20 protein-coding genes are annotated in these 14,249 nt (G+C 62.8%); 6 read left to right on the top strand and 14 right to left on the bottom strand.

What is annotated here, in order from left to right:
• Positions 1 to 23 precede the first annotated feature (23 nt).
• Positions 24 to 503, top strand: coding sequence for a very short patch repair endonuclease (locus KW824_RS03445; RefSeq protein ID WP_218408915.1), 480 nt, complete (start codon positions 24 to 26; stop codon positions 501 to 503).
• Between the two features lie 70 nt (positions 504 to 573).
• On the opposite strand, the gene KW824_RS03440 is transcribed toward KW824_RS03445, so the two are convergent.
• A complete protein-coding gene (locus KW824_RS03440) occupies positions 574 to 969 on the bottom strand; it encodes a hypothetical protein (protein ID WP_218408914.1) in 396 nt (131 codons plus the stop codon).
• A gap of 217 nt (positions 970 to 1,186) precedes the next feature.
• On the opposite strand from KW824_RS03440, the gene KW824_RS03435 reads away from it, so the two are divergent.
• Positions 1,187 to 1,555: a VOC family protein gene (locus tag KW824_RS03435; protein WP_218408913.1), complete on the top strand. Its 369-nt coding sequence runs from the start codon at positions 1,187 to 1,189 to the stop codon at positions 1,553 to 1,555.
• A 25-nt stretch (positions 1,556 to 1,580) separates the two neighbouring features.
• Here KW824_RS03435 and KW824_RS03430 read toward each other — a convergent pair whose 3' ends face one another.
• The gene (locus tag KW824_RS03430; RefSeq protein ID WP_218408912.1) at positions 1,581 to 1,784 is read right to left on the bottom strand and encodes a DUF3955 domain-containing protein; all 204 of its coding nucleotides are present in this window, start codon (positions 1,782 to 1,784) and stop codon (positions 1,581 to 1,583) included.
• A gap of 186 nt (positions 1,785 to 1,970) precedes the next feature.
• Positions 1,971 to 3,323, bottom strand: a complete 1,353-nt coding sequence (gene gdhA, locus KW824_RS03425; RefSeq protein ID WP_218408911.1) for an NADP-specific glutamate dehydrogenase — start codon at positions 3,321 to 3,323, stop codon at positions 1,971 to 1,973.
• A 635-nt stretch (positions 3,324 to 3,958) separates the two neighbouring features.
• Here gdhA and rluF point away from each other — a divergent pair.
• Positions 3,959 to 4,972, top strand: coding sequence for a 23S rRNA pseudouridine(2604) synthase RluF (rluF, locus tag KW824_RS03420; RefSeq protein ID WP_043130079.1), 1,014 nt, complete (start codon positions 3,959 to 3,961; stop codon positions 4,970 to 4,972).
• Between the two features lie 43 nt (positions 4,973 to 5,015).
• Here rluF and KW824_RS03415 read toward each other — a convergent pair whose 3' ends face one another.
• Together KW824_RS03415 and KW824_RS03410 are read right to left on the bottom strand one after the other, a co-directional pair.
• Entirely contained in the window at positions 5,016 to 6,254 is a 1,239-nt protein-coding gene (locus KW824_RS03415) for an MFS transporter (protein ID WP_218408910.1), read from the bottom strand.
• Positions 6,247 to 6,750 carry a nucleoside deaminase gene (locus tag KW824_RS03410; RefSeq protein WP_256351236.1) on the bottom strand — a complete coding sequence of 168 codons (504 nt, stop codon included), beginning with the start codon at positions 6,748 to 6,750 and terminating at the stop codon, positions 6,247 to 6,249. Before KW824_RS03410 ends, KW824_RS03415 begins: the two co-directional genes overlap by 8 nt.
• A gap of 121 nt (positions 6,751 to 6,871) precedes the next feature.
• Between KW824_RS03410 and KW824_RS03405 the strand changes: the two genes are divergently transcribed.
• A complete protein-coding gene (locus tag KW824_RS03405; protein ID WP_218409084.1) occupies positions 6,872 to 7,729 on the top strand; it encodes a LysR family transcriptional regulator in 858 nt (285 codons plus the stop codon).
• Between the two features lie 71 nt (positions 7,730 to 7,800).
• Here KW824_RS03405 and KW824_RS03400 read toward each other — a convergent pair whose 3' ends face one another.
• From KW824_RS03400 to KW824_RS03380, 5 genes are all read right to left on the bottom strand, one after another.
• The gene (locus KW824_RS03400; protein ID WP_103859193.1) at positions 7,801 to 8,268 is read right to left on the bottom strand and encodes a GyrI-like domain-containing protein; all 468 of its coding nucleotides are present in this window, start codon (positions 8,266 to 8,268) and stop codon (positions 7,801 to 7,803) included.
• 55 nt (positions 8,269 to 8,323) lie between these two features.
• Positions 8,324 to 8,479, bottom strand: coding sequence for a pleiotropic regulatory protein RsmS (gene rsmS, locus KW824_RS03395; RefSeq protein ID WP_081805738.1), 156 nt, complete (start codon positions 8,477 to 8,479; stop codon positions 8,324 to 8,326).
• A gap of 85 nt (positions 8,480 to 8,564) precedes the next feature.
• Positions 8,565 to 9,035: an acyl-CoA thioesterase gene (locus KW824_RS03390; RefSeq protein WP_041207030.1), complete on the bottom strand. Its 471-nt coding sequence runs from the start codon at positions 9,033 to 9,035 to the stop codon at positions 8,565 to 8,567.
• A gap of 14 nt (positions 9,036 to 9,049) precedes the next feature.
• Positions 9,050 to 9,349, bottom strand: coding sequence for a hypothetical protein (locus KW824_RS03385; protein ID WP_182310770.1), 300 nt, complete (start codon positions 9,347 to 9,349; stop codon positions 9,050 to 9,052).
• Positions 9,349 to 10,197: a DMT family transporter gene (locus tag KW824_RS03380; RefSeq protein ID WP_218408908.1), complete on the bottom strand. Its 849-nt coding sequence runs from the start codon at positions 10,195 to 10,197 to the stop codon at positions 9,349 to 9,351. The genes KW824_RS03385 and KW824_RS03380 overlap by 1 nt, the downstream gene beginning before the upstream one ends.
• A 63-nt stretch (positions 10,198 to 10,260) precedes the next feature.
• On the opposite strand from KW824_RS03380, the gene KW824_RS03375 reads away from it, so the two are divergent.
• Both KW824_RS03375 and KW824_RS03370 read left to right on the top strand, forming a co-directional pair.
• Positions 10,261 to 10,914, top strand: coding sequence for a tellurite resistance TerB family protein (locus tag KW824_RS03375; RefSeq protein ID WP_218408907.1), 654 nt, complete (start codon positions 10,261 to 10,263; stop codon positions 10,912 to 10,914).
• 181 nt (positions 10,915 to 11,095) lie between these two features.
• Positions 11,096 to 11,554 (top strand): N-acetyltransferase, encoded by a 459-nt coding sequence (locus tag KW824_RS03370; RefSeq protein WP_218408906.1) that lies wholly within the window; start codon positions 11,096 to 11,098, stop codon positions 11,552 to 11,554.
• Positions 11,555 to 11,648: 94 nt separating this feature from the next.
• Here KW824_RS03370 and KW824_RS03365 read toward each other — a convergent pair whose 3' ends face one another.
• Genes KW824_RS03365 through KW824_RS03350 form a run of 4 tightly spaced genes read right to left on the bottom strand, consistent with a single transcriptional unit; the run spans position 11,649 to position 14,151 of the window.
• Entirely contained in the window at positions 11,649 to 12,353 is a 705-nt protein-coding gene (locus KW824_RS03365; RefSeq protein ID WP_218408905.1) for a hypothetical protein, read from the bottom strand.
• On the bottom strand, positions 12,338 to 12,865 hold the full coding sequence (locus KW824_RS03360) for an RNA polymerase sigma factor (RefSeq protein WP_043130067.1): 528 nt from the start codon (positions 12,863 to 12,865) through the stop codon (positions 12,338 to 12,340). The genes KW824_RS03365 and KW824_RS03360 overlap by 16 nt, the downstream gene beginning before the upstream one ends.
• Before the next feature lie 7 nt (positions 12,866 to 12,872).
• Complete coding sequence (locus tag KW824_RS03355; protein ID WP_218408904.1) at positions 12,873 to 13,292, bottom strand: hypothetical protein; 420 nt, start codon at positions 13,290 to 13,292, stop codon at positions 12,873 to 12,875.
• Between the two features lie 52 nt (positions 13,293 to 13,344).
• A complete protein-coding gene (locus tag KW824_RS03350; protein WP_218408903.1) occupies positions 13,345 to 14,151 on the bottom strand; it encodes a substrate-binding domain-containing protein in 807 nt (268 codons plus the stop codon).
• Positions 14,152 to 14,249 lie beyond the last annotated feature (98 nt).

The following is a 14,249-nucleotide window of genomic DNA, read 5'->3' as shown; positions in this document are numbered from 1 at the left end:
ATCAGCTTCAAACGAGGTTCTGTATGGCTGACATTGTGGATGTAGAGACTAGAAGTCGGTTCATGACTGGCATCAAAAGTGTCAACACCAAACCGGAGATGCAGGTCCGTCAGCTTTTGCACCAAGCTGGCTTTCATTTTCGTCTTCATGATCGGCGCTTGCCCGGCACGCCCGATATCTGGTTACCACGTTGGAAAGCAGTGATAGAGGTGAATGGCTGTTTCTGGCATGGGCATATGTGTCATCTGTTTAAATGGCCACGTAGCCATGAGGCTTTCTGGAGGGATAAAATTGAGGCCAATCAGAGGCGAGATCAGGTCCATCTTCATGAGTGGACAGATCTTGGAATCAAGAGTCTGACAATTTGGGAATGTGCTTTAAAAGGAAAAAAACGCCATGATCACGAGAGACTGATAAAAGTTATATCTTGGTGGTTGCATGAAAGCGACTGTCATGGAGACATTTCAGGCGGGGAAGAATTGAGTCTTATTAATATGGTATGAACTATAAGTCAGTGCCGGTCAGAGGGATGCATCCATGACCGACTAAATGGTTGATGATTTTATATATCATCTATTTTAAGATGAGCCATTCAGGAGTTTTTTGGTATCCAGCGCTACCTTGAGAAATCAGCTCACAATGAATATTCCCCTTGGGATCAAAACCAATTATGATATTGTCACCTGCCTTAGCTTGACTCATAACTTGATTGGTTTGAAAATAAAGGCGATATTCTGAACGAGTTGGATGTAATTCTCTTGCATCATACCATGTCAATTTTGAGCAAAATATTTCATCAGAACCTCTAATTGAAAATGATGCCAAGATTTCTATCTTATTAGCTCCGAATAATCGTTTGAGTTGAGTTACCCCATTAAATTCATGTTGATTGGATCGTGATGTATCGGCTTCAACTGCTGATAATGTTTTTACACAAGAGGCACTGAAGTTGATTGGTTTGATAGACATGTCGGTTCCTTATTTTTCTTAGAACTGATTTCAAGTGTATCGTTATGATGCTCGTATCAAGATAAGGCACCATGTGAGACTTTTTGTCAATGTTGGAGCATTCAAAGATTATGGTTCTTGAACGAACCGCCTGGTGGGGGCTTTGCGGAGCAAGGCACAGTCTCTGCCAAGGGGACTGGGTATGATGGGGTGGGGATCACCACCACAGGGAGCATGCATGATCAGCCATATCGACCATCTGGTATTGACGGTGAGCGACATCGAGCGGGCGGTGGCCTTTTACAGCCGCGCCTTCAAGATGGAGCCCATCACTTTCGGGGCGGGGCGCCGGGCCCTGCGCTTTGGCAACCAGAAGATCAATCTGCAATTGCTGGGGGAGGAGCGGCGCAACCGGGCTCAGGTGGGCTCTGGGGATCTCTGCCTCATCACCCGCTGGCCCCTGGATCAGGTGATGGTCCAGCTCGCGAGCCAGGGGGTCGAGATAGTGGAGGGACCGGTGACAAAAAGCGGTGCCTGCGGCCCCATAGAATCGGTTTATTGCCTGGACCCGGATCAGAACCTTATCGAGATCAGCCGCTATCGCTGAGCACCTCTGGCGCGTCACAACGGGTTTATTCCCCCTTGGCGAGGAGTCTGCGCAGCAGAGGGCGCAAGGTGAGCACCATGCCGACGAAGAGCAGCAGATAGCCCAGGGGCAGCAGGGCAAAGGGCTCGTGCAGGAATCCCTGTGCATCCACTGTGGTGCCAAGCAGGTTGAAGGCCCCAAAGCAGCCGAGCCCGGCCAGGATCAGGAGGGCGCCTATGGTCGTTGTCATCTCGTTGTCCTCGTTCGCGCATGAAAGAGGAGTGAGGGTGTCATGGCTGGGTGAAGTGGGCGTGAAGTGGCGCCGGGCATGCAACCTGCGATCGCCCAGATGAAAGCGACAGCGATGCATCTAACACAACAGGGCAGCCATGGGCTGCCCTGTTGCTTTTGGGGGCGTTTCGGGGAGTGGCGGGAACTAGCAGACCCCTTGCGCCAGCATGGCGTCGGCCACTTTGACGAAGCCGGCGATGTTGGCGCCGCTTTCGTAGTTCACATGGCCGTCATCCTGATCCACCTGGCCGTAGCGCACACAGGTGGCGTGGATGCTGGTCATGATCCCCTTGAGGCGGGCGTCCACCTCCTCCCGGGTCCAGGAGAGGCGCTGGGCATTCTGGCTCATCTCGAGACCCGAGGTGGCAACCCCACCGGCGTTGGCGGCCTTGCCTGGGGCGAACAGCACCCTGGCGTCGTGGAAGAGGCGGATGGCTGCGGCGCTGGAGGGCATGTTGGCCCCCTCGGCCACCAGCTGTACGCCGTTTGCGATCAGGGCGGCGGCGTCCGATGCATCGAGCTCGTTCTGGGTGGCGCAGGGAAGGGCGACGTCGGTCGCCAGATGCCAGGGAGTGCGACCGGTGCAGAACTCCAGCCCCAGCTCATGGGCGTAATCTGCCACCCGCTTGCGCTGCTCGTTTTTAAGCTCCATCAGGCGTGCCAGCTTCTCGGGGGTGAAGCCGTCGGGGTCATAGACGGTGCCGCCGGAGTCGGAGGCGGTGATGACACAAGCGCCCAGCGCCATCGCCTTCTCGATGGCGTACTGGGCCACGTTGCCCGAGCCCGACACCGAGACCCGCATGCCATCGAGGGACTGGCCGCGATGGGCCAGCATGGCCTCGACGAAGTAGAGCAGGCCGTAGCCGGTGGCTTCCGGGCGAATGAGGCTGCCGCCAAAGGAGAGCCCCTTGCCGGTGAAGACGCACTCGGCGCTGTTGGTGAGCTTCTTCATCATGCCCGCCATGTAGCTCACTTCGCGCCCACCGACCCCGATGTCGCCCGCCGGCACGTCGGTGTTGGCCCCGAGGTGGCGATAGAGCTCCAGCATCAGCGCCTGGCAGAAGCGCATCACTTCCCCGTCGCTCTTGCCCTTGGGATCGAAATCGCTGCCCCCCTTACCGCCGCCCATGGGCAGGGTGGTGAGGGCATTCTTGAAGGTCTGCTCGAAGGCGAGGAATTTGAGCACCGAGAGATCCACCGAGGGGTGGAAGCGCATGCCTCCCTTGAAGGGACCGATTGCGCTGTTGTGCTGAATGCGGTAGCCACGGTTCACCCGCACCTGACCCTGGTCATCCACCCAGCTCACCCGAAACTGCACGAGGCGCTCGGGCTCCACCAGCCGCTCCAGCAGGCCGTGTTGCAGGTAGCGGGGGTGACGCTCCACATAGGGCCAGATGGAGGCGACGACCTCACTCACCGCCTGGATGAACTCGGGTTGGTGGGGGTTGCGGCTGGCCACCTGGGCCAGGAATGCCTCCTGAGAGAGGGAATGACTCATCTGTGACTCCTGTAATAAAGGGAAATTGGCCTCTTGCCAGAGAAGGGTCGGCGCCGCACCCTGCTTTATATTCGACGTTGAAAGTGAATACGGATAAAAATTTGTTTCGTGGCGGTAATTGCCGACAATGATGGCGGTGACGCCGCTACATGGCCGATACGAACGTGATAATTCGCGCTGGCGAAAATCTTTTTATGCATTTTTAGTCAATAAATAGCAAGTTTTAGTTCATCCCTCTCTATGGGTATCCTTCGACGCTCTCTGCGATCGTTGGCTTGTCGCTCCAGGTTGGGCAGGGGAGAGGAGGGCGGGAGCAGGAGCAAGGAAGGGGGCGAAAGGGCAAGAGGAGCCTTATCTGAGGGGCAGCATCCGCCGGGCGGCGCACCCTCTTCGGGGCGGATGGCAGGATCCGATGCACGGGGCGGGGCAAGGGATGGCGCAATATGCTACTGTAGCGGCGTTTTTTTGAGGAAAGGGCGGCCTTGCCCTTTTGAAGAGACTGATTGCAGGCGCTTTTTGTTGATTCTTTTTGTAGATTCTTTTTTGTTGATGGAACTGTATGCAGACCAACCCGACCATGACCTGGCTGACTGAGCCGACACTTCTTCTGAACTCCACTATCTGGCAGGTGACCCATGCTGGCCGATGAATCCATGCGCCTGAACAAATACATCAGCGAGAGCGGCATCTGCTCCCGTCGCGAGGCCGATCGCTTCATCGAGCAGGGCCACGTCTACATCAACGGCAAGCGGGCCGGGATCGGCGATCAGGTGTTTGCCGGGGATCTGGTCAAGGTGAACGGTCAGGTGATCGAGGCGCGGGAGGCGGACAGCCTGGTCTTCATCGTGCTGAACAAGCCGGTGGGCATCGTCTCCACCACGGAGGCGGGGGAGAAGGACAACATCGTCGACTTCGTCAACCACAGCACCCGCATCTTCCCCATAGGGCGCCTCGACAAGGACTCCCAGGGGCTCATCTTCCTCACCAACCACGGGGATCTGGTGAACAAGATCCTGCGGGCGGGCAACGATCACGAGAAAGAGTACCTGGTGACCGTGGACAAGCCGGTGACCGACGAGTTTATCCGGGGCATGGGGGCCGGGGTGCCCATCCTCGGCGCCGTCACCAAGAAGTGCAAGGTGAAACGAGAAGCCCCCTTCGTGTTTCGTATCACGCTAGTGCAGGGGCTGAACCGCCAGATCCGCCGCATGTGCGAGCACTTCGGCTTCGAGGTAACCAAGCTCGAGCGCATCCGCATCATGAACGTCAGCCTCAAGGGGTTGCCGGTGGGGGAGTGGCGCGACCTTACAGACGACGAGCTGATCGAGCTGTTCAAGCTCATTGAAGATTCCTCCTCCGAGGTGAAACCGGCCAAGGGGGAGAAACCCAAGACCCCGGCGGCGCAAACCACCAAACCGGCTCAGGGCAAGAAGCCGCGCCGCGACGACGATCACGAGATTGGCGGGCGCCCCAATGTGCCGGGCCCGGAGGCCTTCGAGAAGAAGAGCCCCGCAGGCAAGGGCGGCGTGGGCAAGGGAGTCGCTGCTAAAGGCGCCGCTGGCAAGGGGGCCCTGGCCAAGGGGGGCAAGCCGGCCACTGCGGGCAAACCGCGCACCAACCAGGGTGGACGGCAGAAGAAGGGGCGCTAAGGCGCCCCGTCACTCGCTTTTCAACTTGCTCAATACACCGGCCCTAGGCCGGTGTATTGCTTTGTGCCGTCTGGCCCCGTTGGCTGACAGGAGCCGCAGGCTGTCGCATCACGCGGGCGTAGTGGCGCGGATCCAGACGCAGTACCAGCAGGCTCATCAGCGCCAGCCCCCCCAACTGCCACTGCCAGGCGCTGGCGAAATCGCCGCTCAAGTGGTGCAGGCGCGCCGCCACCCAGGGGCCCGTGGCTGCCAGCATGAAGCCAAACCCCTGCATCAGGGCGCTGAGGCTGCCGGCGCGCCTAGGATCTGGCAGGTGATCCAGCGCAATCACCATGATGAGGGAGAAGCTGCCGCCAAGCCCGGCGCCGCACAGCAGGCACCAGAGGATGGGGGCGACTTCTGGGGCGAGCCAGAGGCCGCCAAAGCCCGCCACCTGCATCACAATGGCGAGCCCCATCCAGGGGCGCCTGTCCAGCTTGCGCGCCGCCAGCAGCGGCAGACCCAGGCCGCTCACGGTCTGGGCCAGGGCCAGCCAGGCCACCAGTTCGCCCCCCTGCTGGGGGCTCCACCCCAGCGCCAGGTAGGCGGGGGCCAGCCAGGCCACGACGATACCGTAGCCGCTGTTGATGATGCCAAAGCAGGCGATCAGCAGCCAGGCGCGGGGCAGCGCGATCAGCCGCTGCTCCCCTGATACGAGGGAGTGCGGCGCGGCGGCGGGCAGGCGCACCCACCAGCCGAGCCAGAGAAGGGCCAGCAGCACCGGCAGGCTCCACAGGGCCAGCGCCCGGGACCAGTCGAGGTGCACGGCGACCCTGGGGGTGAGCACGGCACCGAGCGCCCCGCCCCCCATCATGCAGGCGGAGAAGATCCCCATCACCAGAGGCACCTTGCCCGCGAACGTCCCCTTGATGAGGCCGGGCAGTGTCCCCTGCACCAGGGCCGACCCCAGGCCGCACAGGGCGGCGCTGACGATAAGCAGGGTACTGCTCGCGAGATCGAGGCGCAGGGCGCTGCCCAGCATCAGCAGCAACAGGGCCGTGCCGAGCAGGGGGCGCGGCCCGGTCTTGTCGAGCAGGGCCGGGGTGAGCAGGACGCCGACCCCGATCAGCAGCAACGGCAGCAGGGTGACCCAGGCCAGCCTGTCCATCCCGAGCGCCAGTTGGGCATCTATCTCCCCCGCCAGGGGGCCGATGGCGGTGAGGAAGGGGCGCAGATTGATGCCAATGAGCACCACCAACACCAGCAGGGCGTTGCTGCCGGAGGGAAGCGGGCGCTTAACCATGGGATTGGGGGCCGTAGAGGGCGGCGGCCGGGATGGGGCTTGGCAGCTTGATCAATGGCAGGGGCGGCGGACTCAGCGGCAGGCGCAGCGCCGCGTAGGCCGCGCTGCTGTCAAAGCCGAAGGGGGCCGCGTCTTCATTGTCGAAGGCGTAGTAGACGGCACTGATGCCGTTCATCACCAGGGCGCACAGACACATGGGGCAGGGATGGCCGCTGGCGTAGACCACGGCGCCCTTGAGCGGCCCATGTTGGCTGGCGGTGCGCAGCGCCTCGAGCTCGGCGTGGCGGGTGGGATCCCCCGCTTCCAGCATACGGTTGACGGCGCTCGCCACCAGCTGGTTGTCTCGCACCAGCAGGGCGGAGAAGGGGCGGCCCCCCTGCTGACGGTGGGTCAGTGCCAGCTGAAGGGTCTGTTCCAGCCACCCCTGATGGCTGGGGGCCGAGACGGTGCTGAGGGCGTTGACGGGGCGTGTTCCGGACTGGGGGGGCTGTGACATGGATTTTCCTGGCAAAAGAGAGGAGTGACGGCAGCCTAACGGGGCCGCAAGTCATTTGGAAATTAAATGATAAAATGACTTTCAGTGATTTTATAAATGGAGCCCTCCCATGGAGCGACCCTTGCTGGATCCCCACCTGCTGCAGAGCTTTGTCGCCATCGTCGAGACCGGCAGCTTCACCCGAGCCGGTGAGCGGATGCATCTGACCCAGTCCACCATCAGCCAGCAGATGCGCCGCCTCGAGCAGCAGCTAGGTTGCCCACTGCTCGACCGATCCGGCCGCCAGGTGGTGACCACGGCCCAGGGGGAGACCCTGCTCGGGCTGGCGCGCCGCATCCTGGGGCTGCTGGCCCAGGCGGAGAATCGGGTGGGGGAGGCGAGCCTGCCCCTGCGCCTCGGGGTGCCGGAGGATTTCGCCGCCGGTGCCATGACGGCGGTGCTGGCGGCCTTCGCCCGGCAATACCCCGAGGTGAGGCTGGAGGTGCAAAGCGATCTCAGCCACGCCCTGTGGCAGGCCTTCGAGGCGGGGGAGCTGGATCTGGCGCTGATCAAGCAGGGGCGGGGGCAGGGGGAGCCCATCGCCCGCTGGCGCGAGCCGCTCGCCTGGGTCGACAGCCGCGACTGGCCCGCGGGGGAGCGGGATCCTGTTCCCCTGGTGGTGTTTCCGAGTGAAGGCCTCTACCGGCGCCAGATAACCGACGCCCTGGATGCCAGGGGCATTGCCTGGCGCATCGCCTACGTGAGTGCCAGCCTCGCCAGCCTGCAGGGGGCGGTGAGCGCGGGCATAGGGGTGAGCCTGTTGCCCACCCGCTTGCTGCAGCCCGATCAGGTTGAACTGACACACTGGCCGTCGGTGCGCCCGGTGGAGCTGGCCCTGCACCTGGGGGCAGGGGGCAGTGAGCCCCTCAGCCGGTTGCGCGAGGCCCTGATCACGCTCTGTGACGAGGTAATGGGGGAGGAGGCAATCGTACCGCGCTGAGCAGGGCAGCGCGGCGCCGAACAGTGCCGTGTTGAGACGTGCCCTGCGAAGGCCACTTTCGTCTCAGCCCCTCAGGCCAGGGCTTGCCTCGGTACCACGGCGAGCCAGACTTCCACCTCCCCACAACCGCTCTTTGGGTCAAATTTGTCGCCGTAGCGCTCAAAGTCCGGCTTGTGGGCGGACTCATAGTCCGAGTGTGCCAGCCAGTCCAGCGCCTGTTGCCAGGTGTGTGGCAAGGCATCGACATGGCCCAGATGGCGAAAGACCGCATAGGTTTGGGGGGCGATGCGCATCCGACCAAGCCCGGGGGGGAGCACCTCCAGGGCGGCGACCTCCACCGCACACATATACTCGCATTGCGTGGCAGTTGCGCCGCAGATGACGCCGTAGGCGTGCTCCCCCAGCTGACCCGGCAGGGGACCAAGGGCGCTGAAGTCACGCCACTGGCCACCGAAGTCACCGTGCTGGAAGTCGTGATGGCGACGCAGGCCGCCAAGCAGCATGGCGTTGCCGGTTTCGAAGCGAACGGGGTCTGACATGGTGCCTCCTGGGTTGTAGGAGAAGGGTTGAAGGGACAGGGTCGAGGTGACAGCGTCAGTGCGCCCGGCCTTCCTCACGCTTGCGCTCATAGTCCTGGCGAACGATGGCGAGCGCTGCCAGGACGAGATCCGGGGCAATCTGGTTGGTTTCCAGCAGTTCTATCAGATCCACCGCGAGTTTGACCTCGGGCGGTGCAGTTTCCAGTGACATCTTGGTTTCTCATGGGGCAGCGTGGTCGCCATTATAGCGCCCCGGGCGGCGAAGACACGCCTCGGCTGCCCGGGTTTGACGGGTGTCACATGTGCTGGCGCATCTCCTTGTCGAGCTCCTCGCGCAGGGTCATCAGCTTCCTGGCGTACTGCTGCAACTGCAGATCCTGCTCGCTCACCGGCTGCCATTGGGGCACAGGACTCGGTTTGCCGTGCTCGTCCATGGCCACGAAGATGATGATGCAGTGGGTGGTCTTGTGGCGCGCAGGGTCAGTGGGGTGGCGACTGTAGACATCTACCGCCAGGTGCATGCTGGTGGTGCCGGTGTGGATCACCTTGGCGTGCACCTCCACCAGCTGGCCTATCTGGATGGGGCGTAAAAAACGGATGCCCCCCACATAGACGGTGACGGCATAGCCGCCACACCAACCGGCGGCGCAGGCGTAGCCGGCCTGATCGATCCACTTCATCACCATGCCGCCATGGACCTTGCCTCCGAAGTTGACGTCGGCCGGTTCGGCCAGAAATTGCAGGGTCAGTTCGCGGGGTGGGATCATGCTCTCTCCTCGGCTTATTGCCGGTAACTCTTGCGATAGGCCTCGGCCTGCTGGCAGGCGGGCACCTTGGAAAAATCGGGACGCTTGTTGCCCTCGCGCTGGCCGAAGCTGGCAAACTCCTGCTGGCAGCGGGTCGTTTTGCCCCCCTCCTTGATACAGGCGTCGATGCGCTGCTGTCGGCCCTGCACGATCAGCAGTTGCTGGGCGTCGGAACAGGCCCGATCCAGCCCGGCTTGATGGGTTTCCCGATCCTGCTCTATGGCGAGCAGGCCGCTCGACAGGCTGCTGGCGAGCAGCAATATGACCATCTTCATCATGCTTTGTCTCCTTGTGGGGGGCGTCCCGCTATGACCAGGGCTAAGCCCCCCAGAATGCCCAGAGATGACAATAACAACCGCAGCGACCAGGACTCATCCAACCAGATGATCCCGGCCAGCGCCGCAAGCAGGGGCACCAGCAGCTGGACGCTGGCGGCCAGGGTGCGTCCCAGTTGGGGCAGCACCAGATACCAGAGCGCATACCCAAGGCCGGAGGCGAGGGCCCCCGAGGCCAGGGCGTAGCCAATGGCCGCCGGGCTGGCCTCAAGCCGGCCAAGCAGCAGGTAGAGCAGCGCCGCCGGCAGGCTGGCCCGCAGGAAGTGACCGGCATTGGCGGCGATGGGATCGGCAAAGCGTGAGGCCCGCAGGGTATAGCAGGCCCAGGCGATGCCGGCGCCTATCATCAGGGCCGCCCCCAGGGGATCCGGCGCCCGGATGCCGGGCAGCAACAGCAATACCAGCCCTGCCATGGCGAGCAGCAGGCCAGCCCACTGGCGCAGTGGCAGGGACTCTCCGCGCAGCAGGGGCGGTGCCAGCATGCTGAGCTGGACGGCGGCAAACAGCAGCAGGGCACCGGTGCCTGCGGTCAGGGTGAGATAGGCGAACGAGAAGGCGGCGCCATAGGCGATGAGCGCGAGGGCACCCCCCCAGTCTCCTTGGCGCGGCGACTGGTGGCGAACCCGGCACAGCAGGATCAGCATCAGGGCGCCGCTGGTCAGCCGCAGCAGGGTAAACAGGGCCGGATCCATCCGCTCTTCGAACAGGGCGAGGCGGCAGAGTACCGAATTGGCAGCGAACGCAGTGAGCGTCAGCAGGGTCAGCAGCAACAGGCGGGGTAGTGGCATCCATTCACCTTGAGTTCAGCGGCGGCGGCCCAGCATGGCATCTCATGCAAATGAGGAGGCCCCATGAAACAGATGCTGGAGCAATTGATGGGAGCTGGCAAGGGCTGGCTCAACGATGGCGGCGACACGCGCAAGGCCCAGATGAAGGGCATGGCCCAGGGTGGGCTGGCCGCCGGGGCCATGGCGTTGCTGCTTGGCAACAAGAAGATGCGTAAATACGGCACCAAGGTGGCGGCGGTGGGCGGGGCGGCGGCCCTCGGCGGGCTGGCCTACAAGCTCTACCAGGACTGGCAGCAGAACCAGAGTGCGCCAGCGGCCGGCACGCCCCATCCCCTCAACGAGCTGGCGGGCGCCGAACTGGATGCCCGCGCCAGCCTGCTGGTGCGCGCCATGGTGGCGGCGGCCCGGGCCGACGGCCACATCGATGCCGCCGAGCGCCAGAAGATCCAGCAGTACCTGACCGAGCAGGGCCAATCCGATGCCGCTCGCTGGATTGACGCCGAGCTGGCTCGCCCTCTGGATCCCCAGGCCCTGGCCCGTGAGGTCACCGACATGGAGCAGGCCACCGAGGTCTATCTCGCCTCCCTGCTCGCCGTCGAGGTGGATCATTTCATGGAGCGCGGCTATCTCGACGAGCTGGCCCGGGCCCTGAAACTCGATGACAACCTGAAAGCCAGCATAGAACGCCAGGTGGCCCAGCTGGGTGCTCCGGGTTGAGCCCGTGCTGCCATCAGGATTGTTCACAAGGCCCCGTCACGGGGCCTTGTGGTTTGTTGCCATCCGTTTGGCCATCCTGAATGGATACATTCGGCGCTTCACCTTGGTGCCGACTCCTCCTATGATGAACCCTCCCCCAGGCCTTGGGGTCAGTTCGTCAGCCAAATGCAAGGAGCACCCATTGGAAATACGCAAGGCAACCGAGCAGGATCTCGACGCTATTGTCGAGCTGGATCGGCAGATAGGGCAGATCCACTTCGAGCAGGCTCCCGAGGTGTTCTGCCCTCCCTCTTCGCGGCAGCGGGCGTTTCTGCTGGACGCCATCCAGAGCGAGGGGCGACTGTTTTGTGTCGCCGTGGTGGAGGGGGTGGTAGCGGGGTTTCTGACTGCCCGAATCGATATCAATGAAGCCATTCCGTTTCTTACCAAGCTGCCCGTCTGTCGGATCACGACTGTGGTGGTGGATGAGCACCACAGATCCCGTGGCATAGGCAAGGCACTGATCGCCCATTGCGATTGCTGGGCCAAGGCCCGCGACGCAAGCCAGATCCGGCTGGAGGTGATGTCATTCAATGACAGAGCCAGGTCGCTTTACGAATCCCTTGGCTTTACCCGGCAGTCTGAAACGTACGCCAGATAGCCCGACGTCCGGTGAATAAACAAGGCCCCATCATGGGGCCTTGTTGTTGCTGTTGTTGAAAGTGCAGCGCGTGGTGAAAGTGCTGCGATCGTGCTTAGCTCTCCGCCGGCCAGGGGCCGAGCTCGATGCAGTGGCCACGATAGAGCGGGTGTTCGCTCCCCGTCGCCATCACCAGCAGTTCGCTGCTCTGTTTGAGCTGCTGCCATTCGGTGGGGGTCATCAGGCGGCCCGCCATGACCTCTCTGAGTGGGGCCAGGGGCACCAGCAACTGTGACTCGCTGTCGCGCATCCAGAGCATGGCGTCGGCGGGCAGGCGCAGCGGGTTCGCCAGATTCTGTTGCAAGCGGATGCTGGACTGACCCGGCCGCTTGCCCTGATAGGCCACCAGCACGAAGGGGGCCTCCTCGCCCGCGGAGGACATCGTGGCCAGGTAGCGCACCGGCTGGATGGGCGCGGAGTGCCAGGGAAGCAGCGGTTGGAGCCATATCCCCAGCAGCAGGGAGGCGGCCATGGCGAGCGGCCACCACAGGCGATGGGGCCTGGATTTGGGGGAGATCCCCTGTGCTATCCCGTGCCAGATCTGGCGGGGCAGGGGCGGGGCGGGTTGAGGCTGGCGCAGCAGAGGATCCAGATGTTGCTGCCACTGTTCAATCCACTGCCACCAGCCAGGATCGCGGGCCATCAGGCGGCTCATCCTGGCCTGCACCCGCGGGCTCAGGGTACCCAGTACATACTCGCCGGCGAGCCGCTCGCGCAGGGCGGGGTCTCGATAGCGTTTAGGGGTCATTGAGTCAGGCATAGCTTGAGCTCCTCCAGTCCGCGCCGGATCCAGGACTTGACCGTGCCGAGCGGGGTCTGGGTGTGGCTGACTATCTCCTGGTGGCTCAGGCCGTGCCGATAAGCGAGCACTATGGCGTTGCGCTTGTCGGCACAGAGCCGTCCGAGGCAATGCTCGAGGGAAAAAGAGGGGGCCAGCCCCTCTGTCTCCTGGCCGGGCTTCTCCTCCCAGGACTCATCCAGTGGGGTCTCCCCGTGGCGTTTCTTCGCCCTCAGGGCGTCGATGGCCAGATGGCGCATGCACTGGCAGAGCCAGGCCCAGGGGTAGTCGACGGGATAGGCGCTCTGACCGTGCCAGATCTTCAAAAAGCCCTCCTGCAGGATGTCTGCGGCCCACTGCTTGTCCTTGAGCAGGGCGTGGAGCATGGCATACAGAGGCTGGCCCGTCAGCCGGTAGAGCGCTTCAAATGCCTGCTTGTCCCTCTGCCGGCTGCGGGCGAGCAGGTGGGCAAGTTGCTGGTTGTCGATATTCACTCAGACCTCATAGTTGGACGCGGTGCCAGACATTCTTCACGCCGTCCCCGCTGCTCTGGCCGGGCTGATCATCCTTGATCCAGCGATAGAGCGGTTGGCCACGGTAGCTCCATTGATAGTTGCCATCGTCGCGCAGGATCAGGCTGATGCCGACGTCTGCCGCGCTGCCGACGCCCGCCTTGGCCTGCTCCGCGCTGGCCAATGCTGGCGGCCACTTTTCGGCGCACTCAGCATAACAGGTTGATTTTCCTTGGGCATCCTTGTCGAAGCGGTAGAGGCTGAAGCCCTTGGCATCGACCAGATAGGTCTTGCCGTTCTCGGTCATCCGGGCGATGGGCAACTGCTCGGCCCCGCTCAGGGGCTGGGTGTCCAGGGCCCAGGCCGAGGCGAGGGGCAGGCAGGCGAGGGTGATGAGGAACTTGTTCATGGTGTTCTCCTTGGGTCTGTTGGCGATAGTCTTTTGGCTATGGAAGGCAGGGTTAACGGGTCCAGCCATCCTGGGCGAAGAAGGGCTCGCCTTGGGGGCTGTCGATGAAATCGATAAAGCGCTGGGTACTGGGATCTGCGCCCTGCGCCTTGGTGATCAGCAGACCGCGATAGATGCGGCGTTCCGGCTCGATCTCGACGAAGTCGGCCTTGTCCTGGTGGTTCAGGGGCCAGTGCACCCAGGTGATCCAGGCATCGGCCTGCTGATGGGTGAAGGCCCGGAAGCTGGCGCCGCTGCCCTGCTCGAAGGCGACGATGTTGCGCCTGAGCTTCTGCACATCGGCCAGCTTGCCCCTGCGCCCGGCCACATCTTCCCAGAGCCCAGTGCCCGAGGTGTTGTAGCTGCCGAGCCCTTCGGTCACCACCACCTTGAGGGATCGGTTGATCAGATCCTCCACCCCGGTGATCTGCGCCGGGTTACCCTTCTGTACCGCGATGACGCTGCGGCGCAGGTAGTAGGTGTGGGCGCTCTCCCTGTCGAGGAAGGGGTAGCTCTGCAGGTAGGCGGACATGGATTGCTCGGCCCCGGCGAAGATGAGATCCGCATCCTTGACGGCCCTGTCACGCCAGCTATGTTCGGGGCCGGCGGTGACCTCGACCGGGATCCCGGTCTCCTGCTGGAAGGCTGCGGCCGCCCGTTTTAGGGCGGTGTCCGGGCCACCGGGACCGTAGAGGCGGATCACGCCATCACCGGCCTGATGGACTGGGTCGGTCTGGGCATCGGGGGAGAGGGGGGCGGCCTGCAGCGGCTGGTTGAGGGCAGAGCAGAGCAGGGCGAGCCAGAGGGGTTGGGATTTCATCGTCTCTCCTTGATTGAGGTTCAAGCAAGAGACGAAGGAGGGAGGCGATTGGATGCAGCTTAGGAAAAATTAATTTATCAATAAAGCCGAACCCGCCT

This window comes from Aeromonas sp. sif0611, assembly GCF_019218845.1.
Classification (GTDB): domain Bacteria; phylum Pseudomonadota; class Gammaproteobacteria; order Enterobacterales; family Aeromonadaceae; genus Aeromonas; species Aeromonas media.
This window is presented reverse-complemented; position numbering and strand designations above follow the sequence as displayed.